Origin of the sequence: Actinomyces stomatis (assembly GCF_031292835.1) — a bacterium.
GTDB lineage: Bacteria > Actinomycetota > Actinomycetes > Actinomycetales > Actinomycetaceae > Actinomyces > Actinomyces stomatis.
In genome coordinates, this window is record NZ_JASPEP010000003.1 from 74829 (window position 1) to 100082 (window position 25254).

A 25254-nucleotide genomic window follows, 5' to 3' on the forward strand; every position below is an offset into this window, starting at 1 on the left:
CTGAGCCGGTCTATTCCACGAGGGTGGGGATCTACTGGTCGGGGGTTGTGCATACTGCACGAAGGCCCCACCTACCTGGAGTGCACCCGACCCTCTTCCAATAGATTCCCACCCTCGTGCAGCTCAGGTCAGGCACCACTCGACCGGCTGTGAGCAGCTGAGCCGGCCCCGGCCTGCCCGGCCAGCATAGCGAGCAACGACCATCGGGCCCGCTGCGTTGGTGTCTTGAGGCGCCATGGCTTCGAAGCTCTCGGAGGTTATGGGGCAGCACAGCGGAGTGGCTCGGCCGAGCCCGTAACAGCCCCGCAGGCGCTGAGAACACGCGGTGGGCGTCGTCGAGACGGATTGCTCGACGACGCCCACCTCGCGTCAGAAGGGGTGAACCGGAGCTCAGCTCAGGCGCACCGGCTGCCCGGAGTGGGCCGACTCCGTGGCGGCCTCGGCCAGGCGCAGGGCCTTGATGGCGTCCTCGATGCCGGTGGGAGGCGTGGTGCCGGCCTCGACGGCCTCGATGAAGGCGCTCAGCTCGATGCGGTAGGCGTCGGCGTAGCGCTCCAGGAAGAAGTCGAGGTAGGGCTCCTGGGCGTCGGTGACCTCGCCGTTGGACAGGCGCACCGTGGTGGCGCGGATGTTCTCGGCGAACAGGGCGCCCTCGCGGCCCGAGGCCTCGAGGCGCTGGTCGTAGCCGGAGGAGCAGTGGCGGTTGTTGATGATCGTGGCCACGGCGCCCGAGGCGGCCTTGAGGGTGACGACGGCGGCGTCGAAGTCGCCGGTGTCCTTCAGAGCCGGGTCGAGGTTCTGTCCGGCGGCGTAGACCTCCTCGATCTCACCCAGGAAGAAGCGGGCGGTGTCGAAGTCGTGGATGGTCATGTCGCGGAAGATGCCGCCGGAGACCTTGATGTACTCCGCCGGCGGGGCCGCCGGGTCGCGGCTGATGATGGTCAGCTGCTCGATGTCTCCGATCCTGCCGGCCTCGACCGCGGCGCGGGCGGCGGCGAAGCTGGGGTCGAAGCGGCGGTTGAAGCCGAACATGACGGGGACCTTGACGGCGTCGAGCTCGGCCTGGGCGGCCTCGACGTCCTTCATGTCCAGGGCGATCGGCTTCTCGCACAGCACCGCCTTGCCCGCCTTGGCGGCTGCCAGCAGGTGGGGGATGTGCAGCGGCGTTGGGGAGCCGACGATGACGGCGTCGATCTCGGGGTCGGCGAAGACCTCCTCGGCGTCCTTGCAGGACCGGGCCCCGTAGGTGGCGGCGAGCTTCTCCGCTGCGTCCTCGAAGGGGTCGCAGACCAGTGCGAGCTGGGCCTGGGGGTGGGCGGCGATGGTCTTGGCGTGGACGTGGCCGATGCGGCCGGCGCCGATGACGGCGATGGAGAGCATCCTTGCTCCTTCTGCGTGTGAGTGGGTGTGTGGGTTGGTGTCTGAACTGCGGTCGGTGGTGGGTGGGCGGGTCGACGACGCGGAACGTGTCTGAACGTGTCGTCGACCCGCCCGGTGCGGCGGGTGCCGCTCTGGCCGCCCGGGCCCCCACCAGGACCCGGACGACCCTGACTGGAGCCGATCAGGGCTGGGGCATGATGACGTCGCGCACCAGGGCGTCCAGGTCGGCGTCGGCCTGGAGGAACCCGCGCAGGGTGCGGCGGGTCGCGCCGAAGGAGTCGAACTCCTCGGGCGTCATGCCGTCGGGCTCGTAGGCGCGCACGAACTCCGGGATCGACAGGAGCGTCTCCATGATCTCGGGGGCAACGGGCTCGTTGATGCGCTCAACGGCCTTGTAGCCGGAGTCGTTGATGAGCTTCTGCCAGGCGAAGGGCGGGGAGACGACCAGGTCGCCGCCGACCAGCTCGGACCACTGCAGCACGTTCCGGAAGGCGGCTGACAGCACGCGGGCGCGCAGGCCGCGGGCCTGGAACTCCTGGTAGGCGCGCTTGAGCGCGGCCACGCCACCCCACTCCAGGTGGCCGGGGTCGAGGAAGAGCTTGTCCCGCTTGGCCACGATCTTGAGCCAGTCGTCCAGGCGACCGCCCATGAGGGTGACGACCGGGCCCATGGTGGAGACGTCCTTGCCCTCGGCCTCGCGGCGCTTGAGACCGCGCTCGATGGCCTCACCGGTGGCCACGGCCTGGGGCACGGAGAAGGAGACGGTGACGTTGACCGACACGCCCCGGTAGGTGGCGTCCTCGATGGCCTTGACGCCCACGGAGGTGGCGGGGATCTTGACGATGATGTTCTTGGCCAGGTTGGAGAACTCCTCGGCCTGGTCGGCCAGGGCCTTGGCGCTGCGGGCCAGGCGCGGGTCGGTCTGCATGGACAGGCGGCCGTTGCGTCCCTTGTGCTCCTCGAAGATGGGCTCGAGCAGCTTGGCGGCCTCGATGCTCATCTCGCGCACGACCTGCCAGCCGATCTCTGACTCGGTGGCCTCGGGCATCTCCTCGGCCAGCTCGGCGATGCGGGGGAGCCACACGTCCTTGCGCTGGTTGATGCAGGTGTAGGCGATGGTGGGGTTGCAGGTGGCGCCCACGCCGCCGAAGGAGATGGACTGGCGCAGCTCGTCGGGGTCGGCCGAGTCGTTCCACAGTGCGGTGGGCGTGTTGCGGGCGGCGTCGAGAAGGGGTCCGGGGGTGTAGTCGATGCTCATCGGTTCTGTGCTCTCTTTCGGGTTCATCCGCGCAGGCGTCCTTGCAGCCGCGGTCCGGTAGGCCCTATTGAAGTGTGCTCGACGACATCTGTCAACAAATTGTCAGGACAAAGATTCCTGGGAACGGTGGTGGCCCTGGAGTCGGGGGAGGGCTAGCTGGAGAACAGGGAGGTCTCGAAGGTGTAGCGCGAGGCGCGATAGATGTGCTGCCCGTACTCGATGACGCGGCCCGACTGGTCGTAGGTGATGCGGGTGGCGGTCATCAGGGCGGCGCGGCGTCGCTCGTGGAGGAGGTCGGCCTCGCGGGTGGTGGCGTTGCGGGCCCCGATGGTCTGCTTGGCCGTGGTGGGGACGGCGTCCTGCGCGCGCAGCAGGTCGTAGAGGCCCCCCGTCTCCAGCTCCTCGCGGGTGGGGGCGATGGCCGCCGGCATGAGGTTGGACAGCACCGCGATCGGCTCGCCGTCGGCGCAGCGAATGCGGGTGCAGGTCACGACGGCGGTGCCCTCCTCGACCTCGAGGTGCTCGGCGTCGTCGGCGTCGGCCTCGTGCTCGACGTAGTCCAGCACGCTCGTGGAGGTCGTGTGGCCGGCTGCGGACAGGTCCGACAGCAGGCTGGTCAGCTGCATCGGCCGGTGGACGTGCATGGGGGAGACGATCGTGCCCACGCCCCGACGGCGCTTGACCAGGCCGCGGTCCACCAGGTGCTGAAGGGCCTGGCGTGCCGTGGGGCGGGAGACCTTCAGTCGCTTGGCCATCGAGAGCTCGTCCTCCAGACGGCTGCCGGCCGGCAGTGTGCCGTCGAGGATGAGTGAGGCCAACGGCTCGGAAATTTGTGTGTGCAGCGGCGTCTTGGAATCGCGGTCGATCGTGATGTCGAGGGCGAAAGGAGGTGTTGAATCGGGCATGAGATGGGCCTGTGCGTCAGACGTGATAATGCCTCGAGCATACGGATGCTGTGTGCTGATGTCACGCACTGTCGTCATCCCGGCGCCGATCCGCGGGAAAGTGGACCCTCAAATGTTCTGACAAATGCTTGACCTGAGGTGGTCCTGTGGGGCAGGCTTCGCAGTGACGCCCGACGCAGACCTCATTCCCGCAGGCCTGCAGGCCCCAAGGATGTGGAGACGCGATCACCGTGACGACAGCAACGACGGCAACGACCAAGGTGACTGAGGCAGTCGCCCCCGAGAGCCTGCCCGGAGGCCCCGACCGGCTCGACGTGCTCACCATCGGGCGCTGCGGTATCGACATCTACCCCCTCCAGGTCGGCGTCGGGCTGGAGGACGTGGAGAGCTTCGGCAAGTTCCTGGGCGGAAGCCCCACCAACGTAGCGGTGGCCGCCGCCCGCTACGGGCACCGCTCCGCCGTCGTCACCGGAGTGGGCAATGACCCCTTCGGGCGCTTCGTGCACACCGAGATGCGCCGCCTGGGGGTCGACGACCGCCACGTCGTCACCAAGGCCGCCTACAACACCCCGGTCACCTTCTGCGAGATCTTCCCTCCGGACGACTTCCCCCTCTACTTCTATCGCGAGCCCTCGGCCCCGGACCTGGAGCTGACGTGGGAGGACCTGCCGCTCGATGCCATTCGTGACGCCTCCATCTTCTGGATCTCGGTGACCGGATTGAGCAAGGAGCCCTCGCGCTCTGCCCACCACGCGGCCCTGGGCACCCGTGACCGGCGGCGCTTCACGATCGCCGATCTCGACTACCGCCCCATGTTCTGGAAGGACAAGGAGACCGCCCACCGGGAGGTCTCGAGGATCCTGCCGAAGGTCACCGTCGCCATCGGCAACCGGGAGGAGTGCGAGGTCGCCGTCGGTGAGCGCGACCCCGAGCGGGCGGCCGACGCCCTCCTGGAGGCCGGTGTCGAGCTGGCCATCGTCAAGCAGGGACTGGAGGGGACGCTGGCCAAGACCCGCACCGAGCGGGTGGAGATGCCCGTGACCTCGGTGGAAACGAAGAACGGTCTGGGCGCTGGGGACGCCTTCGGCGGGGCCATCTGTCATGGCCTGCTGTCGGGCTGGTCCTTAGAGAAGACCATCTTCGCCGCCTCCACCGCCGGAGCGATCGTCTCCTCGCGACTGGAGTGCTCCACTGCCATGCCCACCGAGCCCGAGCTGCTCGAGCTCATGCGCGCCCGCCGCGACGAGGTCGCCCCGGGGCTGACGGACCTGTGAGGAGTCCCCGATGAGCGCATCACCCACGCCTCCCGCCTCCGCCTCAGGGGCGCGGCCACTGACGGACGCCGTCACCGAGATCCGGGCCACCGACCCCGGCCGTATCGGCCAGGCCCTGGCCCAGCGCCCCCGCGCCGATCTGGCTGGGGCCGGGCGCCTCATGGTCATCGCCTGCGACCACCCGGCCCGCGGGGCCCTCGGCGCGGGCGAGCGGCCCCTGGCAATGGCCGACCGTGAGGACCTCCTCCAGCGCTGCGTGACGGCCCTGTCCCGCCCCGGTGTCAACGGGTTCCTGGGTACCGCCGAGATCATCGAGGACCTGACGCTCCTGGGAGCCCTGGACGGCAAGCTCGTGTGGGGCTCCATGAACCGGATCGGCCTCCAGGGGGCCTCCTTCGAGATGGACGACCGCTTCGGCGCCTACGACGCCGAGGGCATCGAGACCTCCCAGCTCGACGGCGGCAAGATGCTCACCCGCATCAACTACGCCGACCCCGCCAGCGCCACCACCCTCGAGGCCAGCGCCAAGGCCATCGACTCCCTGTCCGAGCGCGGGCTGAACGCGATGATCGAGCCCTTCATCTCGCGGTGGGAGGGCGGCCGGATCGTCAACGACCTCAGCGAGGAGGCCGTCATCCGCTCGATCTGCATCGCCCAGGCGCTGGGGCGCAGCTCGGCGCACACCTGGCTCAAGCTGCCCTGCGTCAGCGGGCCCGCATCAATACGGCGCGTCATGGCCTCCACCTCCCTGCCCAGCCTCATTCTGGGCGGCGAGGTCTCGGCCGACCCCGAGGCCACCCGGGCCTCCTGGGCGGCCGCCCTCGAGCTGCCCAATGTCAGAGGGCTGGTCGTGGGCCGCTCCCTGCTCTACCCGGGCAATGACGACGTCGAGGCCGCCGTCGACGCCGCCGTCGCCCTGCTGTGAGCACCCGATACGTCCGCAAGCGGGCTCGCTGTCCCGGCCTGCGGCCGCCGCCGCAATCACCGCCAATCGGCCCTGGCCGGGCCGCCCCGTACGAGACAATCCGCACGAGTACCACCAGGAGCTGAAGGAGCACCACCATGGGCCACACCGACCGCACCGCCCAGTCCGAGACGTCGGACCAGTCCCGCTACGTCATCCGCGCCGGCGAGCTCGCCCACGACAGCTACGAGCTGGATCTCACCCCTGAGCGGGCCGGCTGGGAGTGGTCCTCCCTGCGAGTGGTGGCGCTCGCCCCCGGCGGGAGCCTGACCGTGCCCGCCGGCGAGCACGAGTACCTCGTCCTGCCCCTGTCGGGGGGCTGCAGCGTCCAGTCCGGCAGTGAGCGCTTCGAGGTCGCCGGACGCGAGTCGGTCTTCACCGACATCACCGACTACGTCTACGTCCCCCGCCGCACCGAGGTGACCCTCACCAGTGCCGACGGCGCCCGCATCGCCCTGCCCGGCTCCAAGGCCACCGCCGACAAGCCGCTGCGCTACTGCCCGCGCTCCGAGGTCGGCACCGGCCTGCGCGGTGCCGGCCCCTCCTCGCGTCAGGTCAACAACTACGCCCTGGGCAACGACGTCGAGACCTCCCACCTGCTGGCCTGCGAGGTCCTCACCCCCGGAGGCAACTGGTCCTCCTACCCGCCCCACAAGCACGACGAGCACACCGAGGTCGAACGGGTCCTGGAGGAGATCTACTACTACCAGGTCCGCACCGGCGAGGGTGACGCCGAGGGGTTCGCGCTCCAGCGCATCTACCCCTCGCCCGGCCACGACATCGATGTGTGCACCGAGGTACGCGGCGGCGACGTCGTCGTCATGCCCTACGGCTACCACGGCCCCTCCGTGGCCGCCCCCGGCTACGACCTCTACTACCTCAACGTCATGGCCGGCCCCGCCGAGGACTCCGTGTGGCTCATGACCGACGACCCCCACCACACCTGGGTGCGCCAGACCTGGGAGGGGCAGGAGGTCGACCGGCGCCTGCCTATGACCCCCATGAACGACTAGCCGATCCGCCTTTCGACCGCCCCACCACCTGAGAAGAGCAGAGAAGAACCACGATGAGCAACGAAGCCTACGCCGGCACGATCCGCCTGACGGTCGCCCAGGCCACCATCCGTTTCCTGTCCAACCAGTACTCCGAGCGCGACGGCGTCGAGCAGCGTCTCATCGCCGGCGCCTTCGGGATCTTCGGCCACGGCAACGTGGCCGGCATCGGCCAGGCCCTCCTGCAGAACGAGATCGCCCGCGCCGACGGCGAGCAGGAGATGCCCTACATCATGCCCCGCAACGAGCAGGGGCAGGTGCACGCGGCCGCCGCCTTCGCCAAGACCACCAACCGCCTCCAGACCTACATGTGCACGGCCTCCATCGGCCCGGGCTCCCTCAACATGGTCACCGGGGCCGCCCTGGCCACCACCAACCGTCTGCCGGTGCTGCTGCTCCCCTCCGACCAGTTCGCCACCCGCGTCCCCGACCCCGTGCTCCAGCAGCTGGAGGACCCCACCAGCCTGGACGTCTCGGTCAACGACGCCTTCCGCCCCGTCTCGCGCTTCTTCGACCGCATCAACCGGCCCGAGCAGCTCATCCCCTCGCTGCTGAACGCCATGCGCGTGCTCACCGACCCCGCCGAGACCGGTGCGGTCACCATCGCCATGCCCCAGGACGTCCAGGCCGAGGTCTTCGACTGGCCCGTGGAGCTGTTCCGCAAGCGCGTGTGGCACGTGCGCCGCCCGGTGCCCGAACCCGCCGCCCTGGAGCGCGCCGTCGCCCTCATCAAGGCCGCCAAGCGCCCCCTCATCATCGCCGGCGGAGGCACCATCTACGCCGGTGCCAGCGAGGAGCTGCGCGCCCTGGCCACCGCCACCGGCATCCCGGTGGGCGACACCCAGGCCGGCAAGGGCGCCATCAACTTCGACCACCCCAGCGCCGTGGGCGGCGTGGGCTCCACCGGATGCGACTCCGGCAACCACATCGCTGACAAGGCCGACCTCATCATCGGCGTGGGCACCCGCTACTCCGACTTCACCACGGCCTCCAAGACCCAGTTCAAGAACCCCGACGTGAAGTTCGTGAACATCAACGTCACCCCCTTCGACGCCGCCAAGGAGAGCGCGGAGATGGTGGTGGCCGACGCCCGCGAGGCCCTGGCGGCCCTGGCCGAGGCGCTCGCGGACTACCGTGTCGAGGCGGCCTACTCCGAAGAGATCACCGCGGAGAAGGATGCCTGGCTCAAGGCCACCGAGCGCTGCTACCACCTGGACCACGGGCCCCTGCCCGCCCAGACCGAGGTCTTCGGCGCCCTCAACGAGCTCATGGGGGAGGAGGACGTGGTCATCAACGCCGCCGGCTCCATGCCCGGTGACCTTCAGGCCCTGTGGCAGGCCCGCAGCCCGCTGCAGTACCACGTGGAGTACGCCTTCTCCTGCATGGGCTACGAGGTGCCCGCCGCCATGGGCGTCAAGCTCGCCCGCCCCGAGGCCGAGGTGGTCTCCATCGTGGGTGACGGCACCTACCAGATGCTCCCCATGGAGCTGGCCACCGTGGTCCAGGAGAACATCAAGGTCATCTACGTCCTGCTGCAGAACTACGGCTTCTGCTCCATCGGCGCCCTGTCGGAGTCTCGCGGCTCCCAGCGCTTCGGCACCAAGTACCGCCGCCGCGGCGAGGGCAGTCACCTGGCCGACGAGCAGGTCATCGACGGTGTCGACATCGCCGCCAACGCCCGCTCCTGGGGACTGGACGTCCTCGAGGTCCACACCATTTCGGAGTTCAAGGAGGCCTACCGCAAGGCCGAGGCCTCCGACCGTCCCACGATGATTCACATCGAGACCGACCTCTACGGCCCCAACCCGCCCGGGTCGAGCTGGTGGGACGTCCCGGTCTCGGGCGTCTCCGAGCTGGAGTCCACGCAGCGCGCCTACGAGGAGTACCTGCGTGACCGCAAGCCTCAGCGTCACTACCTGTAAGGCCACTACCTGGAGGGATCGCAGGTAGAACGCGGAGAACGGCGCGCTTCTGCGCCAACCGCGACGGCGGGGGTCCACGGCGGATAGTGCCGTGGACCCCCGCCGTGTGCGTGCTCTCTTCCGGGGAGGGCGCCCCTCGGCCGCAGTGCCGACGGGGCGTCGAGATCACGATGTGGTCAACGCCCTCATTATGTTCTGACAAAATGGCGCCATTCGCCGTCTAGGACGTTAGGCTTGAGGCACATGCAAGGCGCTGGGCGCCCGACCGATCCGTCACTGAGACCTTGGTCGGAGTCCGGCCCTGCCCACCCCATAGGCGGGGCGGGTCCGTGAAACCGACAATCAGGAGTCGATAACGATGAGAACCATTGCGCACTGGGTTGACGGAGAGTACTACGAGGGAAACCCGATCGGCCGCTTCGCCGTCGAGAACCCGGGAACAGGTGAGGTCGAGGCCGAGCTGCTCCAGGCCTCCGACGCCGACCTCGACCACGCCGTCGAGGTGGCCCGCCGAGCCCAGAAGGAGTGGGCGAAGGTCTCGCTGGCCAAGCGCACCGCCATCATGTTCCGCATGCGCCAGCTGGTCCTGGACCACCAGGACGAGATGGCCAAGATGATCGTGGCCGAGCACGGCAAGAACTACTCCGACGCCGTCGGCGAGATTCAGCGTGGGCGCGAGACCCTCGATTTCGCCACCGCCATCAACCTGGCCCTCAAGGGCGAGCACTCCTTCGACATCTCCACCGGCGTGGACATCCACACCCTGCGTCAGCCGGTCGGCGTCGTCGCCGGCATCTGCCCCTTCAACTTCCCAGCCATGGTGCCCATGTGGATGCACCCCATCGCCATCGCCACCGGCAACGCCTTCGTCCTCAAGCCGGCCTCGGCCACGCCGTCTGCGGCCCTGCTGACGGCCGAGCTCTACAAGGAGGCCGGCCTGCCCGACGGCGTCTTCAACGTCGTCTCCGGCAACCGCACCATGGTCTCCAAGGTCCTCGAGCACCCCGGCATCGACGCGATCTCCTTCGTGGGCTCCACCCCGGTGGCCCACATCGTCCAGAACACCGGCGTCACCCACGGCAAGCGCGTCCAGGCCCTGGGCGGGGCGAACAACCACGCCATCGTCATGCCCGACTCCGACCTGGACTTCGCCGCCCAGCACATCTCCGCCGCCGCCTTCGGGGCCGCCGGCGAGCGCTGCATGGCCTTGCCCGTCGTCGTGGCCGTGGGCGGCTGCGGACCGGACCTGGCTCGCCGCGTCAAGGCTCACGCCGAGAAGATCAAGGTCGGCTACGGCATGGACGAGGGCGTCGAGATGGGCCCGGTCATCGACGCCAAGTCCAAGGAGTTCATCACCGGGCTCATCGATGACGCCGAGGCCAAGGGTGCCGAGGTCGTCCTCGACGGCCGCCCGCTCGTCATCCCTGGACACGAGAAGGGTCACTTCCTCGGCCCGACCATCGTGGACAACGTCTCCCTGGAGTCCTCGCTCTACACCGAGGAGGTCTTCGGGCCGGTGCTCGCGATCGTCCACGCCGACACCTACGAGGAGGCCATCAAGCAGGTCAACTCCTCGCCCTTCGGCAACGGCGCGGCCATCTTCACCAACGACGGCGGCGTGGCCCGTCGCTTCGAGCTCGACGTCGAGGCCGGCATGGTGGGCATCAACGTGCCGATCCCGACGCCGGTGGCCTACTACTCCTTCGGTGGCTGGAAGGAGTCGCTCCTGGGCGACACCCACATCCACGGCCCCGAGGGTGTGCGGTTCTACACCCGCGCCAAGGCGGTGACCACCCGCTGGCCCTCGGAGAAGACCTACGCCGCGACCATGTCCTTCCAGCGCGAGGAGTGAGCCCGGCTGCTCCGTCACCCATCACCGCGGACGCACCATAGACCTCAAGGACTGATCCTGCAGGATGAGTCCGCGAGCCCTACGGTGCGTCCGCGCCTTTGTTGAGACAGGGGAGCGCCCCTACTTCCAGAGCTCCGCCACCGGGCGCCGGCGGAGCGTGCACGTCTGCCGGGGTCTTGAGGCTGCTGGGTGCTGGCAGGCGTTCAGGCGGTGCCATCGGGAGAGCGGCGACTGAAGCCGCCCGCCATATTCGTCCTGGTGGGCCTGCGTCTCGCCCCCGGGGATGCTGACTTTTCGTTGGCAGATCAGCATATTTTCGCGGTGTCGTCCAAGGATCTGAAAATGCCTGACGTCACCACTTCCCCAGAGGCTATTGTCATGACATTATGGGTGTGTCGACGTGGATGTCGGCGCCGCTCCTGCGCTGCGGTGCGGTGACCGGCGGGCCGGGTCGACCGGTCCACCCAGCAGCGCTCTCTTTCGCCTCCGCCGACGATGGCGGACGACCCAAGGAGTTCCTCACATGTCCACATCACCCAGTTCTGCGGCGCACTACACGCCGGAGAAGATCCAGGAGCTGGTCGACCAGACCCCCGCCTCAGGGCCGAAGCGCTCGCTGGGACTCATCGCCCTGGTCGCCACCCTCGGCTCACTGCTCTTCGGCTACGACACCGGCGTCATCTCCGGCGCCCTGCCCTACATGTACCTGCCGCACGGCGCCGACGGTCTGCGGATCACCTCCTGGGAGGAGGGCTGGATCGGCGGCCTGCTCTGCATCGGCGCTGCGCTCGGCGCCTCGGTGGGAGGCAAGCTCTCCGACAAGTACGGGCGCCGGCACAACATCATGCTCCTGGCTATCGTCTTCTTCATCGGGGCGCTGGGCTGCACGATCTCGCCGAACATCTGGGTCCTCTACTTCTTCCGGATCGTGCTGGGCTTCGCCGTCGGTGGCGCCTCGGCGATCGTTCCCGTCTTCCTCGGTGAGACGGCCCCCAAGCGCATCCGCGGCACCCTGGTGGCCGTGGACCAGATGATGATCGTCTTCGGCCAGTTCCTCGCCTTCTCCATGAACGCCGTCCTCGCCCGCATGCACGGTGGCCCGGAGGTCACCCTCGCCAACGACGTCGTCAACAAGTCCGGTGAGGTCGTCGCCAAGGCCGGCGACAAAGTCGCCTGGGAGACCGTGCAGCACTTCAACAACGTCATGATCGAGTCCGGCAACGGCATGACCTGGCGCTACATGCTCGTGCTGGCCACCCTGCCGGCCGTGGCCCTGTGGTTCGGAATCCGCCTCATGCCGGAGTCCTCTCGCTGGTACGTCGCCAACCTGCGCATCGCCGAGGCCATCGGCTCCCTCAAGCGGGTGCGCGACGAGTCCAAGGACGGCTCCATCGCCGAAGAGGTCGACGAGATGCTGGAGATCCAGCGCAAGGAGGCCAACCAGGAGAAGTGGGGCCTGGCGCAGATCATGGGCGTCAAGTGGACCCGCCACCTGCTGTTCATCGGCATCATCCTGGGCCTGGCCGACCAGGTCACCGGCATCAACACGGCCATGTACTACACGCCCAAGGTGCTCTCCGCGGCCGGCCTGCCCATGAGCGACGCGATCTCCCTCAATGTCGTCTCCGGATTCGTCTCCTTCGTGGGCTCCGCCGTCGGCCTGTGGCTGGTCACCAAGTTCGCCCGCCGGCACGTGGGCATCTACCAGGAGGCCAGCATCGTGGTCTCCCTCGGCCTCCTGGCAGCGGTCTTCTACTTCCTCATCCAGCCCTACCAGGACGCCGACGGCAACATCACGGGAGCCCCCGCCTTCGCACCCTACCTGGTGCTGCTCATCGTCTCGCTGTTCGTGTTCGCCAAGCAGTCCGGAACAGTCACCTGGGTCCTTATCGCGGAGATCTACCCCGCCAAGGTGCGCGGTACGGCGATGGGGCTGGCCGTAGGCACCCTGTGGATCGGCAACGCGATCGTCGCCGCGGTCTTCCCCGTCATGATGGAGAAGCTCGGAGGGTCGGGGACCTACCTCATCTTCTGCCTGCTTAACGTCCTGTCACTCATCTTCTACATGAAGTTCGTGCCCGAGACGAAGTACCACTCCTTGGAGGAGCTCGAGGTTCGCTTCGAGAAGGAGTACAGCTGAGGTCAAGGGGTGAGGGACTGCGGCAGTGGCCAGCGGAGCTGAGTCGAGTCGAGCCGATTGAATCGACCGTGAGGCTCTGAGACACTGTCGCAGTTCCCCTCCCGACCTCTCCTCGTTCAGACAACTTCCCTTCCCAACAGAGCCCAACACATATCTGCCGCCCATGACGTACACGGTGACTGGTCCATGAACCCGCATCCGCCGCGCAGCGCGCCGCCCGCCCCGGATCGCCTCCGCCTGTATGCATGGGCGGCAGGTCTGTTCCTCGGCGCCCTGGAAGGGGGGCTGGCTATCGAGGTCGCCGGCGCGCGCGGCGCCGCTCTGCCCCTGCTCGGTGCTGTCGCTGCGGCGATGGTGCTGGGAACCTTCACCAGCCGTCCCCTCGCCCGGTACCTGGGGCGACGGAGAATGGGCCTGCTCGTGGGGGCTCTGGCGCTGCTGGGTGCCGGGGTCGCGGCCGGGCTCGACGGCGTCGTCGGCCTGATTGGCGCGGGCCTGGTGGGTCTTGCTGCGGGCGGAGTGCTCGTTGTGGCGCCACTGGTCTGCCACGAGCTCTCCCTGCGCGGGCACAGGCGGCTCATGCCGCAGGCCATGGCCTTCGGTCCGGCCGGGGCCGGCGTCGTGGTTCTGGCGGCCTGGTGGAGTCCCTCGAGGCTCCTCATCGCCTGGGCGATGGTCGCCGTCGCCGCGCTGGCGTACCTGGTCTGGGCCCTGCTCCTGCCCGAGAGTCCGGTGTGGCTGGTGCGGCAGGGCCGCGACGTCAAGGCCTTCGAGGCGCTGCGCTGCCTGCACGGGACCCTGGAGGCCTCCGTGGCCATCGACTGGACCCGTCTGGACGCGGAGATGATGGCCGAGCAGCAGGCCATGTCTCCCGCTGAGCTGCGGGTGCCCGAGGTGCGTGCCGCCGTGCTGACCGGTGCGGTCCTCATCATCGCCCAGGAGGCGCCCCTGGGGGCGGCGGCCCTGGTCCTGGCCCCGCTGATCGCATCCGAGCTCGGCCTCGCATCCGCCGCGATCGCCATGACCGCCGCGACCTGGACGGGGCTGGCGCTCCTCGCTCTGGCGCTGGTGACCCGGGTCGAGCAGCTGCGCTTCCTGCGAGTGGTGCTGGGCACCGTCGTCGCCGTCATGGGGGCGACCTTCCTGGTGGCCGGCATGACCCTGGGGGGTGTGGGCGGCGCCTGGACGATCATCGTCTCCCTGACAGTCCTTGTTGCCAGCCAGTCGGTCCTGGTCCTGCCCGCCTGCCAGGGGGCGATCGACCCGCGGATCCCGCCCTGGCTGGTTGAGGCGCAGCGGCGCGCCTCGGCGACCGGAGGCGTCCTGGCACGTGCCGGTGTCCTCCTGGCCTCGCTGCTCGTCGTGAGGTACCTCGGGATGTCCGCCCTCTTCTGGGCAGCCTTCACGCTGTCGGTGCTCAGCGTCGCCGTCGTGCTCCTGCGGCTGCCGCGCGAGCTCAAGGTCTAGGGGAGTGGCGCGCGGGGCGGTTCTGAGGACAGCGGCCGCGCATCCGACTTCAGACCTATGGTTTGTCAGGACAAATATCGTATGGTGGGGGTGTGGCCGCAAGAAGCCACTCGGCGGCCCGACGTCGTCGACACCTGACAGAGAGGCACCTGAGCATGACGAGCAACGAGGCAGTCCAGGCCTCAGAGACGACCGTGTCCATCCCCGAGACCATGAAGGCCGCGGTCCTGCGGGACCATGAGGTCGGCCTGCAGATCGAGACCCTGCGTACCCCTCGGCCCAAGAGCGGCGAGGTCCTCATCAAGGTGGCCGCCTGCGGGCTGTGCCACTCCGACCTCCATGTCATTGGCGGCGCCATCGCCTTCCCGCTGCCGGCGGTGCTCGGCCACGAGGTCTCCGGCACCATCGTGGAGCTCGGCCCCGGCAACGAGCACACCGGCCTGACGATCGGGCAGAAGGTGGCCGGCGGCTTCCTCATGCCCTGCGGCCAGTGCGATGCCTGCGCCTCGGGGCGCGACGAGCTGTGCGGCCCCTTCTTCGACCTCAACCGCCTCAAGGGCGTCCTCTACGACGGTACCACCCGCCTGGCCACCCCCGACGGTGAGCCGGTGGCCATGTACTCCATGGGCGGCCTGGCCGAGTACGCGGTCGTCCCCTCCACTGCGGTGGCTCCCGTGCCGGACACCATCGACATGGTGCCAGCGGCCATCCTGGGCTGCGCCGCCATGACCGGTTACGGGGCTGTGCGCCGAGGTGCCGACCTGCGCTATGGGGAGACCGTCGCCGTGGTCGCCACCGGCGGCGTGGGCACCAACATCGTCCAGATCGCCCGGGCCTTCGGCGCCAGCCAGATCATCGCCATCGACGTCGACGACGACAAGCTCGCCCCCATGCTCGACTACGGGGCCACGGCCGTGGTCAACTCCGTCACCCAGGACGCCCGCGAGGAGGTCTTCCGACTCACCGGCGGCAAGGGTGTCGACGTCTCCTTCGAGGCCCTGGGCATCCCCGCCACCTGGACCACCGCCCTGGACGTCCTGGCCGACGGCGGCCGCATGGTGCCGATCGGTCTGGGGGCCGGTGTGCAGACCGCCGGGGTGGAGATCAACCGCACCGTGCGCCGCTCGCAGTCGATCCTCGGCTCCTACGGGGCGCGTACCCGCCAGGACCTGCCGGCCGTCGTCGACCTGGCCGACAAGGGCGTCATCAACTACCGAGATGTCGTCTCGCGCCGCCTGCCGCTGGAGGAGGCCGGCGCCGGCTACACCGCCCTGCGCAACCGCGAGATTCAGGGACGCGCCGTCGTCGACATGTCGCTGTGAGCCCCGGTGGTCAGCCCCGGTCATCGGGGCTGACCGCGCCTTCTCATCCTCGCGCCTCCTGCCCGGGCCCTGCTGCTCTGAGTGGGAGGCGCGATGCGTGATCCGAAATCGGGGCGGAGGACGCGTTGTGTCCAAATCGGTGACAAAGGAGCCTGCAGCTTGATCAGGCCGCTGATGGAACCGCGGAATCACGCGGTTTCTTATCGGTGGTGTGAGCCTGGATTCCGCCTTTGTATCCGATTTGGACATCTCGGGTGTCGCGGCGGTGTGCCGTCGGCTGCGGAGGGCCTCTGACTGACTGTCGTGACCATTGCTAAGAGGAGGAGTCCCGTATGTCCACTGATCTGGAGCGCAACAAGGAGAACGTCAAGGCCTTCTACGACCTCATGTTCAACCAGTGCCGGCCGAGGGAGGCGCTGGAGCGATACGCCGGTGACGAGTACCGGCAGCACAACACCCATGTGGCCGACGGCAAGGAGGCCTTCGTCGAGTACTTCGAGCGGATGGCCCGTGACTACCCCGGCAAGAGCGTGGAGTTCGTGCGTGCCTTCGCGGAGGGGATCATGTCATCCTGCACTGCCACCAGCGGTGGCCGGGGTCGGAGGACTATGCAGGCATCGACATCTTCCGTCTCGATGAGCACGGCAGGATCGTGGAGCACTGGGACGTGCTCCAGGTGATCCCGGAGACCTCCGCCAACGACAACGGCATGTTCTGACTCCGGCGTGGGTGCCGGTGCATTGGTCCGGCGCCGCTCTGCTTTCCGCTCCTGATGCTGGTTTGAGTATGAGAAGAGGGGCGCCGCCTGTGCGGTGCCCCTCGGGTTGCCATGGCTGCGCGGGCTTCCTTGGCCGCGCAGCCTCGTTGTTCTGTGCCCTTGCTGGGCTGGGTCCGGGGCCTGCGTTGCTTGTGGTGCGTGGTCCGGATCCGGTGGTGAGCTCAGACGAGCTCGTTGGAGTCGCCTACGCTCAGCGGGCCTCGAGGAGGTTGATGCCGGTGTAGATGCCCACGCCCATGGTGATCGCGGCCAGGACGGAGGAGGCGAACATGAGGGTCGGGATGCCGGTGACGGCGCCGACGACGGCCATGACCATGACAGCGGCCATGACGGCGATCATGGCGACGGCGAAGGTGAGGCGGTTGGCGTCGGTCTGAGTGTCGGTGGTGCTCGCCTGGGTGGTGGCGGCAGCGGTGGTCTCGACGGTCTGGGTGGGGCGCTCGGTGGTGGTGGCGGTCATGTGAGTGTTCCTCTCGGTGTGTGTCGAGCAGGTCCGCCTGACCATGAGTCGTGCGTCCCTGCACGACTGTGTGCGGCCCGTGGGCCGGACGGAGGTTTTTCCGTCACGTAGAACTCTAGGAACGCTCCACCCAATTGTCTAGACAAAGGATCGTGACGTGTGTTGCGTCGATAGTCCGTGGATCACAAGGAGACGCTGGGAGGGGTGTGGTCCGAGCGCGGAAGCGTGTGCTCAGATGTGGCGATATTGAGGGGATTCCTGGCGCTGGCGGGGCTTTGAGGGTGTCGGCGGTGTGGTGGTTTTGATCCGGGGACGTGACCTGTGCTGCAGGAGTGCGACGTCAACCACTGGTCTAGTCATCCTGTGGTGGTGGTTAACGCTGAGAAGTGGCGCCGTCGTCGGCCGGCAGTGCGGAAGGCGGTGGGGCTGCCGCCCCGGCTATTCTGTTCCGGTGACGACCAGCCAGACTTCTCCCAGCGCCGTCGGCCCTGTCCTCGTGGTGGACTTCGGCGCCCAGTACGCCCAGCTCATCGCCCGCCGCGTGCGCGAGGCCGGTGTCTACTCCGAGATCGTGCCCCACTCCATGAATGCCGCCGCCATGCTGGACAAGCAGCCGTCGGCCATCATCCTCTCCGGCGGCCCCTCGTCGGTCTACGCCGACGGCGCCCCGTCCGTCGATCCGGCCCTTTTCGACGCAGGAGTGCCGGTCCTGGGTATCTGCTACGGCTTCCAGGCCATGGCCCAGGCTCTCGGCGGAACGGTCGGACGCACCGGCACCCGCGAGTACGGGCACACCCCCGCACGTGTGGAGGAGGGCTCCTGCCTGTTCGACGGCACCCCGGACGACCAGGTGGTGTGGATGAGCCACGGTGACGCGGTCCAGGCCGCCCCGGAGGGTTTCACTGTCACCGCCTCCACCTCCCAGACGCCGGTGGCGGCCTTCGAGAACCCGGGCCGTCGCCTCTACGGGCTGCAGTGGCACCCTGAGGTCCTTCACTCCGAGCACGGGCAGGCCGCCCTGGTCAACTTCCTGCACAAGGAGGCGGGACTGCCGGCCACCTGGACGCCGGACAACATCATCGACGAGCAGGTGGCCCGCATCCGCGAGCAGGTGGGCGACGCCCACGTCATCTGTGGCCTGAGCGGGGGAGTGGACTCATCCGTGGCCGCCGCCCTCGTCCACCGCGCCATCGGCGACCAGCTCACCTGCATCTTCGTCGACCACGGCCTGCTGCGCGCCGGCGAGCGCGACCAGGTCGAGCACGACTACGCCGAGGGCATGGGCATCCGCGTCATCACGGTCGACGAGACCGAGCGCTTCCTGAGCGCCCTGGCCGGCGTCACCGAGCCGGAGGCCAAGCGCAAGATCATCGGACGGGAGTTCATCCGCTCCTTTGAGGCGGCCCAGCGCCGGGTGGTCGAGGCCGTGGGGGCCGAGGGCGGCGAGATCCGCTTCCTGGTCCAGGGGACTCTGTATCCCGACGTCGTCGAGTCCGGCGGGGGAGAGGGCGCCGCCAACATCAAGAGCCACCACAACGTGGGTGGCCTGCCCGAAGACCTCGACTTCGAGCTCATCGAGCCACTGCGCGAGCTGTTCAAGGACGAGGTGCGCGCCATCGGCCGCGAGCTGGGTGTGCCGGAGAAGATCGTCGCCCGCCAGCCCTTCCCCGGACCGGGGCTGGGCATCCGCGTCATCGGCGAGGTGACGGCCGAGAACCTGCGTGTGCTGCGGGCCGCCGACGCCATCGCCCGCGAGGAGCTCACCGCCGCCGGGCTCGACGATGAGATCTGGCAGTGCCCGGTGGTGCTGCTGGCCGACGTGCGCTCCGTGGGGGTGCAGGGCGACGGGCGCACCTACGGCCATCCCATTGTTCTGCGGCCGGTCAGTAGCGAGGATGCCATGACGGCGGACTGGACCCGCCTGCCCTACGACGTCCTTGCGCGCATCTCCAACCGGATCACCAACTCCGTGCCGGAGGTCAACCGGGTGGTGCTCGACTGCACGAGCAAGCCCCCGGGCACCATCGAGTGGGAGTGACCGGCGAGTCGGAACGACTGCTCGCCGCTGCTGGGCCCCGCCGGTGCGATGCGCCGGTGGGGCCTTGCTTTGTCCACCGCTGAGCGGTCTGGAGCGCTTATCGGTCCTGGCCGGGGAGGTGACTGGCGGTTCGGCAGGGCGACTCAGTGGATCTGTACATCGAGGACTGTGATTCTCTCCGGGAACGTACTTTTCCTGCAGATCACTGAGGTCCGCCCCCAGTGGTCTGCGGGAGGGCTCAGTCCTCGTTGAGAAAGTACGTTCCCGATCGGACTCGGCTTGGGTTTGGGTGGGTCGCTGCGTGAACTGCAGGATGATAGGGCGCTCATCTATGAACTCAACGGAGGCTTAGAAAAATCACTAATAGGTCGATATTGTTTGGCGACTTTTGTATCTCGAAGGAGACAAAAGTAGGAGGTATTTGAAGGCTTGAACGATTGTTAAGGCCTGTGTCTCCAAAGGGTTTTGGCGGTGCTACGATCTCGCTGTTCAGTCGCATCAATGGAGGTGTAGGGATGTCCGTCCCGGCGGGTTGGTATGACGATGGATCGGGCCGTCAGCGGTGGTGGGACGGCAGTGCGTGGGGCGTCTATGCGCAGGACGTCTCCCCGCCCCGGTGGAGGTTCATCCCGCAGGTTCCGGTCAGGCGCTTGCTCCGGTCACGCGACCTATGAAGGAGCCTGGAATACTTGATGCTCTGGGGCAAGCTGTGAAGGGTGCTGCGGTTGAGCGGAAGAACATGGCGATTGGGGCGCTGACTGCCGGAGTGAGGGCTCGTCGGGAGCGTGAGGAACGTGAGCGGCAGGAGCGCCTTCGGCAAGCCGAGTGGGCTCAGGTGGCAGGAAGGCGGGTGACGAGGGGCGAGTTTGGGGATTCGGAGGTTGAGATCTACGAGAACGGATATGTGCGTGTAGCCGGCCCCAGTGAGGGTAGGCGTTCGTGCCGGATAGACGAATCGACTCCTTATGAGAATCTAATCTCCATATCTTTCGAGCGCCCTGATAGTGGCAGCTCTGGGGTAACTGGGGCGGCGGCTGCGCCGTCGGTTGCGACAGCTGGCACCGCGGTCAAGGTGGTGTCGATGATCGCCAAGCGTAATCCTGCGGTCATGGCGATATCCGCTGCTGGTGTTGCGGCTGCTGGTGCCGGGGCGGTCGCTAAGATCATATCGGCGAAGGCTGTTCTGACTATTACCACTGATCAGAGAGTTCATGTGCTGACGAATCAGACGAAGCATCCGACAACGGGCATTCCGATGCCCAGAAAAGATCATGAAAGTGTTGGTGCCGTCCTGGAGCAAACGGGCAACTCGGTCCTGACCGCCCTGGGGCGTGGCCCTGTGTCGCTGAGTGCTCCTGCTCTGCCCTCCGGTCAGGTCGAGCCGCCTCAGAGGGTGAGTGCTTCGCCCGTGTCCACTGTGGATGTGACTGCGAGTCTGCGCGATCTGGCTCAGCTGCACAATGAAGGTGTCCTCGACGATAAAGAGTTTTGCGAGGCCAAGCGCCAGCTGCTGGGGAGGCTCTAGGGCTGTCGTCGTACACCGTCGTCAGGCAATGCGCAGGACGCTCTTCTTGTATTGAGGCCTGACCTGCACATCGAGGACTGCGATCCTCGTCGAGAATGCCCTTCTCCTGCAGATGATTGGGATTCCCTTCAGTGGTTTGCGGGAGGAATTCTTTCTCGTGGAGAAAGGGTGTCCCCGATCTGGATAGGCTGAGAGTCGGGGGTGGTGGTGGACTGCTCGTCTCTAGGGTGGTGGAGGCTTTGAAGAATCCTCGACAGATCGATGATGTTGTGCGACTTCTGCGTTTTGATGGAGGATGACATTGGGGGGTGAATGATCGCTGGAGCCTGCTTCAATCGGGGGTGATGGCAGCTCCGTGATCGCACCGTTCAAGCCCATCGGTGGATCTCTAGGAATATCCGTCCCGGCGGATTGTTGTGACGATGCCGATGGTCACGCTGAGGCTGAGTTTCATTCGGAAGGTTAGTGGCTGTTTTGGAATGTAAAAATTCTAAATTCTGTGCCTTTGGGAGCGCATTGCGGATGTTGTTCTGACTACGATGAGCGGTGCAGCGGGTGTCGCTGCATTCGTTTGTCTCGTTTCGGCATACCGTCGAATATCAGGAGCCACAATGTCGTACCCTCCTCAGTCCGCCCCTCCGCAGCAGTACCCGCCTCAAGACCAGGTTCCTACGCCGATGCAGCAAGCGCCTGCGCCGATGAAGAAGGGGCGCAACACCGTGGGCATCGTTGCTCTGGTGATGGCGGTCATCGGGTTCATCTTCGCCTGCCTCCCCGGCGCACTCATCGTCGGCTGGATCCTGCTGCCAATCTCCTTCATCGTCGGTTTGGTGGGCCTCTTCCGGAGAGGGGAGGCCGTTTGGCCCGCAGTCACCGCAGTGATCGTCTCGGTTGTCGGAACCATCATCGGCGTCTTCGTCTTCCTGGTGGTTGTAGGCAATGCTGTCGATGAGGCCATGTCCTCCACGAGCGCTGTCTCTGCGGCGCCGGCTCCCGATGGGGCAATGTCGAACTCAGGAGGATCGGCTGCTGCGGACTCCGCGCAGGGAAAGAGTCGGGAGAACCCCTACCCGCTCCGTACCGAGATCTCCAGCAAGGACTGGAAAGTGGTGATCAACTCGGTCACCTTCAACGCTAATGATGCGGTGGCCGCGGCCAACCAGTTCAATGAGCCTCCCGCTGAAGGGAAGGAATACGTTCTCATCAACTACACCGCCACCTACATCGGCAATGACCCGGCCGGAGAAACGCCTGCTTTTGTGCTGGTCGACTTCGTGACGGCGGATGGCGTCACCATTGACGGGGCCGACTCCATCGCTGCCGCCCCGGATGCTATCGACTCTCTGACGGTGCTGTACAAGGGGGCCAGTGTCTCAGGCAACGTTGTGCGAGCGGTGCCATCGGCCAACGCCCAGGACGGTGTTCTCGCGGTGAGCCCCGGTCTTCTGGCGGACAAGGTCTTCGTCGCCGTGAAGTGACGACAGCGGCGCGAAGCCGCAGGGCCTGACAATGGGGCCGACCACCACCTGGTGGCCGGCCCCATTGTCATGTCGGACGGGTTCGCATGCGCCTGCGTCCTACAGGGTCGACCGGGCCCGGGCGCGACCCACGGCCACGGCGACGGAGAAGACCGCGATGGCGAACAGGGCGCAGATGCCGCAGTCCACAAGCAACGGGCGAATGACGGCGGCGGACATGGAGGTCGCGTTGTACGCCCCGGAGATCGCCTGGTCCGCCCAGTAGCCGGGCGTGAGCCTCGCTGCCCGGGCGAGGGCGTCGGGCAGCCACTCGGTGGGCACCCACGCACCGCCCAGGAAGGACAGGGCCATGCCGCCGATGTTGGCGACGGCGTTGGCCGCGTGCTGACCCAGACCGATCTGCCCCATGAGGAATCCGAGCGAGACCGCCACGAGCGTGTAGCTGCCCAGGGCCGCTGCGACCACGCCCAGGAGCGGAGCTGATGTCGTCACGGTGGCGGCCTCGAAGACCGTGACCCCCAGCCCGAAGACCCAGAGCCACCCGGCGAGCCCCACGACGAGGCACGCGCCCAGCAGCCCGAGGCTGCGGACAGTACCGCTCACCGGGGTGGCCTCGAGGCGTGCGCGCACCGCCCGGCGCCCCAGTGCCGCCATCAGCGTGGAGATCGTGACGACCGCGAAGGTCATGAGCGGGTAGAAGGAGAACCTGGCGTAGGTGATGAAGCCGTGTGACAGAGGCGTGGCGTCCGGGGTGACCCGCTTCGCGGGGGCGGAGTGGTTCATCGTCTCCTTGGCCAGTGCCACGGCCCGGGCCGGGTCGTCCGTGGTGGTCGACAGGTAGTCGCTGACCTGCCCCACGTAGGAGTCGGTGCGCACATTCATGAGCGCGCCGGACGCCGACTCGTACCCGATGACCGTGTCCATACGGGGCGGCTCGGTGCCCTCGCGAGCCGCCTGCTGCAGCCTCTGCCCGTAACCGGCGGGAATGATGAGGATGTAGCTGATGCGGTTCTGCGCGGTGGCGTCCTGGAGGGCCCTCCTGGAGTCCTCGAGCGGCTGAGCCTCACCGACGGACTCGACATAGTCCTTGACCCCGCGGGAGATCATGGAGCCATCGCGGTCGATGACGGCCACACTCGCCGTGGCGGTCGTAACCTGGCTGGAGTAGTCCTCGGACTTGGCCATCCCGGTGAACAGGCCGAACAGGCTCAGCACCACCAGGTAGATGAGGATGTACAGCCGGTGAGCGGCCACAACTCTCACACACGTCTTAAAGGTGCTCATGGGTCATCCTCCTTGCACGGATCAGGGCGATGGTCAGGAACAGGCACGTCATGCCCAGCAAGACTGCGCAGCTGTGGGCGAAGGGTGCCAGGGAGTCGTAGTACAGGAGCCCGTAGAAGCAGCGGGCCGTCTGCCACAGGGGATTGGCCTGCGCCAGCAGTGGGGCGTGCTGCTCGACGGAGCTGGCCAGTGACTGGGACGCGGGCCCGTACAGGCCGGTGAACAAGGACAGCAGGGAGGTGAAGCCGGAGATCATCCCGATCTCCAGGCGGGCCAGCGTCCCCAGGGCGGCTCCCGCTGCGCTCGCCATGAGACTGCAGACCCCGATCGCCACGAGGCACAGGAGCACATGGGGCCCGAAGTCCACGTCCACGACCGAGGCCATGAAGGTGAAAGCGATGAGCAGACAGGCAAACACGCACACCCAGGAGGCCGCGAGCGTGGCCGTCAGGACCTTCCAGCGGGGCAGGCCCGCCAGCGTCTGCCTGGCGCCCACCGGTGAGACGGCCATGATTCCCTTCACGGCCACCAAGGCCACGGTCGTCCCCATGCCGCAGGCGAAGGCCAGCAGCGCGAAGTAGTAGTGGGTCTCCGGCTTGACGGGGGAGGGCGTCACTGAGATCGAGTGGGTGAAGGACTGGTCGGTCTCAAGCGCGGCCAGCTTGTCGGGAGCCGCCCCCGCCTTGACCAGGGCCTCGTACTCGGCCTGCCTCTGGGTGTAGGAGTCCATGACCACTCGCAGTACCCGAGTCGTCTCGGCCTCGTTGCCCTTCTGAGTCACGTGCAGCACGGGCTGACCGCCCTCGACTGCCAGATAGCCGTTGGTCTCTCCCTGTTTCGCGGCGGTCTCGGCCTCCGAGGCGGTGGAGTGGGTGACCTTCGTGAGGAGGTGAGGATCGGCGTCGTCGGCGGAGATGCGCTCCACGAAGGCGTCCAGCCCCGGAGCCGCCCGGTAGGCCTCGTCCTGGACGACGCCGAAGCTCATGGGGGTGGCCTCGTAGACCTTGTCCAGGTTGGAGAACATCGCCATGAAGATCAGGGACAGGACGATGGGGAAGCCGAGCGTCCACATGAGCAGGACTCGGTCACGCAGGAGCCTGAGTACTTGGTACAGGAAAACGGTCAACATCTCAGGCCGCCTCGTCGCGCAGGGCCCGCCCGGTGATCTCCAGGAAGACATCGTTGAGGGTCGGGGGCTCGGAGGTCACCCGGCCGCAGGTCGCCCCAGCAGCAGCCAGTGCCCTCATGACATCGGTGAGATTGTGAGCCCCGGGGGAGCACTCGATGAGTGCCTCACCGTCCTGGTAGGCGGCCGTGCGCACATGCTCCAGGCGGCGCAGGCCCTCCAGGGCCTCCTCGCCCAGCGGGGCGGGGTCGATGACCTCCACCCGGATGCGCTCACCGGTGCCGATCATGGCCTTGAGCTCGTCGGAGGTGCCGGAGGCCACCTGCCGGCCGCGGTCCATGATGACGATCCGGTCGCACAGCTGCTCCACCTCCTCCATGTAGTGGCTCGTGTAGATGACGGTGGCGCCGCGCTCGTTGAGACGCTTGATGCCGTCGAGAATGGCGCCCCGGCTCTGCGGGTCGACGGCGACCGTGGGCTCATCGAGGAAGATGAGATCGGGTCCGTGGGCGATGCCGCAGGCGATGTTGAGGCGGCGCAGCAGACCGCCGGAGAGCTTCGTGGGCTTGAACTTCACGAACTTCTCCAGGCCGACGAAGGCGATCGCCTCGGCCACCAGGCGGCGCCTCTCGGCACGGTCGCGCACGTAGAGGGCGCAGAAGGCATTGACGTTCTCCGCCACCGTGAGCTCATCGAAGACGGCGACCTCCTGAGGCACCACACCGATGCGGCGCTTGAGGTCATAGGAGGTGGGCGTCATCGGTTCGCCGAAGACGAGGATCGAGCCCTTGTCGTAGGTGAGCAGCTGAAGGACGCAGCTGATCGTCGTCGTCTTGCCCGAGCCGTTCGGGCCGAGCAGCCCCAGGACCTGGCCGCGCGGGATCATCAGTGACAGGCCGTCAACCGCGACCAGCTCCCCATAGCGCTTGACCAGGGAGTCGACCTCCACCGCCAGGCCAGCGTCGTGGTCCTCATCCTTGATGTCCATCTCGACTCCTTCCTTCGTTCCGCCGGTGGTCCCCGGCTCAT

The 25254-nt window shown here is 67.4% G+C and carries 19 protein-coding genes; 12 read left to right on the top strand and 7 right to left on the bottom strand.

Features of this window, described 5'->3' with window-relative positions; translation table 11 throughout:
* Positions 1–390: 390 nt before the first annotated feature.
* The 3 genes from iolG to RIV12_RS02885 form a co-directional block, all read right to left on the bottom strand.
* On the bottom strand, positions 391–1380 hold the full coding sequence (gene iolG, locus RIV12_RS02875; RefSeq protein ID WP_075417304.1) for an inositol 2-dehydrogenase: 990 nt from the start codon (positions 1378–1380) through the stop codon (positions 391–393).
* 181 nt (positions 1381–1561) lie between these two features.
* The gene (locus RIV12_RS02880; RefSeq protein ID WP_309322189.1) at positions 1562–2638 is read right to left on the bottom strand and encodes a transaldolase family protein; all 1077 of its coding nucleotides are present in this window, start codon (positions 2636–2638) and stop codon (positions 1562–1564) included.
* 152 nt (positions 2639–2790) lie between these two features.
* Positions 2791–3543: a GntR family transcriptional regulator gene (locus tag RIV12_RS02885; RefSeq protein ID WP_075417302.1), complete on the bottom strand. Its 753-nt coding sequence runs from the start codon at positions 3541–3543 to the stop codon at positions 2791–2793.
* Positions 3544–3773: 230 nt separating this feature from the next.
* Between RIV12_RS02885 and iolC the strand changes: the two genes are divergently transcribed.
* The 9 genes from iolC (at position 3774) to RIV12_RS02930 (ending at position 16216) form a co-directional block, all read left to right on the top strand.
* Complete coding sequence (gene iolC, locus RIV12_RS02890; protein ID WP_309322036.1) at positions 3774–4817, top strand: 5-dehydro-2-deoxygluconokinase; 1044 nt, start codon at positions 3774–3776, stop codon at positions 4815–4817.
* 10 nt (positions 4818–4827) lie between these two features.
* On the top strand, positions 4828–5742 hold the full coding sequence (locus tag RIV12_RS02895; RefSeq protein ID WP_309322037.1) for a Cgl0159 family (beta/alpha)8-fold protein: 915 nt from the start codon (positions 4828–4830) through the stop codon (positions 5740–5742).
* A 137-nt stretch (positions 5743–5879) separates the two neighbouring features.
* Positions 5880–6794 carry a 5-deoxy-glucuronate isomerase gene (iolB, locus tag RIV12_RS02900; RefSeq protein ID WP_309322038.1) on the top strand — a complete coding sequence of 305 codons (915 nt, stop codon included), beginning with the start codon at positions 5880–5882 and terminating at the stop codon, positions 6792–6794.
* A 53-nt stretch (positions 6795–6847) separates the two neighbouring features.
* Positions 6848–8755 carry a 3D-(3,5/4)-trihydroxycyclohexane-1,2-dione acylhydrolase (decyclizing) gene (gene iolD / locus RIV12_RS02905; protein ID WP_309322039.1) on the top strand — a complete coding sequence of 636 codons (1908 nt, stop codon included), beginning with the start codon at positions 6848–6850 and terminating at the stop codon, positions 8753–8755.
* Positions 8756–9113: 358 nt separating this feature from the next.
* Entirely contained in the window at positions 9114–10607 is a 1494-nt protein-coding gene (locus tag RIV12_RS02910; protein WP_309322040.1) for a CoA-acylating methylmalonate-semialdehyde dehydrogenase, read from the top strand.
* Positions 10608–11130: 523 nt separating this feature from the next.
* Complete coding sequence (locus tag RIV12_RS02915) at positions 11131–12747, top strand: MFS transporter (protein ID WP_309322041.1); 1617 nt, start codon at positions 11131–11133, stop codon at positions 12745–12747.
* A 186-nt stretch (positions 12748–12933) separates the two neighbouring features.
* Positions 12934–14214, top strand: coding sequence for an MFS transporter (locus RIV12_RS02920; RefSeq protein ID WP_309322042.1), 1281 nt, complete (start codon positions 12934–12936; stop codon positions 14212–14214).
* Positions 14215–14369: 155 nt separating this feature from the next.
* Positions 14370–15536, top strand: a complete 1167-nt coding sequence (locus RIV12_RS02925; RefSeq protein WP_075417294.1) for a zinc-binding dehydrogenase — start codon at positions 14370–14372, stop codon at positions 15534–15536.
* Between the two features lie 332 nt (positions 15537–15868).
* Positions 15869–16216, top strand: a complete 348-nt coding sequence (locus RIV12_RS02930; RefSeq protein WP_256695436.1) for a nuclear transport factor 2 family protein — start codon at positions 15869–15871, stop codon at positions 16214–16216.
* 288 nt (positions 16217–16504) lie between these two features.
* Here the strand turns inward: RIV12_RS02930 and RIV12_RS02935 are convergent, their stop codons facing one another.
* The gene (locus RIV12_RS02935) at positions 16505–16774 is read right to left on the bottom strand and encodes a hypothetical protein (protein ID WP_309322043.1); all 270 of its coding nucleotides are present in this window, start codon (positions 16772–16774) and stop codon (positions 16505–16507) included.
* Positions 16775–17225: 451 nt separating this feature from the next.
* Here RIV12_RS02935 and guaA point away from each other — a divergent pair, with 451 nt between their 5' ends.
* From guaA to RIV12_RS02950, 3 genes are all read left to right on the top strand, one after another.
* Entirely contained in the window at positions 17226–18812 is a 1587-nt protein-coding gene (guaA, locus tag RIV12_RS02940) for a glutamine-hydrolyzing GMP synthase (protein ID WP_075417292.1), read from the top strand.
* A gap of 1081 nt (positions 18813–19893) precedes the next feature.
* Positions 19894–20337 (top strand): hypothetical protein, encoded by a 444-nt coding sequence (locus RIV12_RS02945; protein WP_309322044.1) that lies wholly within the window; start codon positions 19894–19896, stop codon positions 20335–20337.
* Between the two features lie 611 nt (positions 20338–20948).
* Entirely contained in the window at positions 20949–21815 is an 867-nt protein-coding gene (locus RIV12_RS02950; RefSeq protein ID WP_075417291.1) for a hypothetical protein, read from the top strand.
* Between the two features lie 99 nt (positions 21816–21914).
* On the opposite strand, the gene RIV12_RS02955 is transcribed toward RIV12_RS02950, so the two are convergent.
* Genes RIV12_RS02955 through RIV12_RS02965 form a run of 3 tightly spaced genes read right to left on the bottom strand, consistent with a single transcriptional unit; the run spans position 21915 to position 25213 of the window.
* Positions 21915–23099 carry an ABC transporter permease gene (locus tag RIV12_RS02955; RefSeq protein WP_178388808.1) on the bottom strand — a complete coding sequence of 395 codons (1185 nt, stop codon included), beginning with the start codon at positions 23097–23099 and terminating at the stop codon, positions 21915–21917.
* A complete protein-coding gene (locus RIV12_RS02960) occupies positions 23086–24228 on the bottom strand; it encodes an ABC transporter permease (RefSeq protein ID WP_309322045.1) in 1143 nt (380 codons plus the stop codon). The genes RIV12_RS02955 and RIV12_RS02960 overlap by 14 nt, the downstream gene beginning before the upstream one ends.
* 1 nt (position 24229) lies before the next feature.
* Positions 24230–25213 carry an ABC transporter ATP-binding protein gene (locus tag RIV12_RS02965; RefSeq protein WP_309322046.1) on the bottom strand — a complete coding sequence of 328 codons (984 nt, stop codon included), beginning with the start codon at positions 25211–25213 and terminating at the stop codon, positions 24230–24232.
* Positions 25214–25254: the final 41 nt, after the last annotated feature.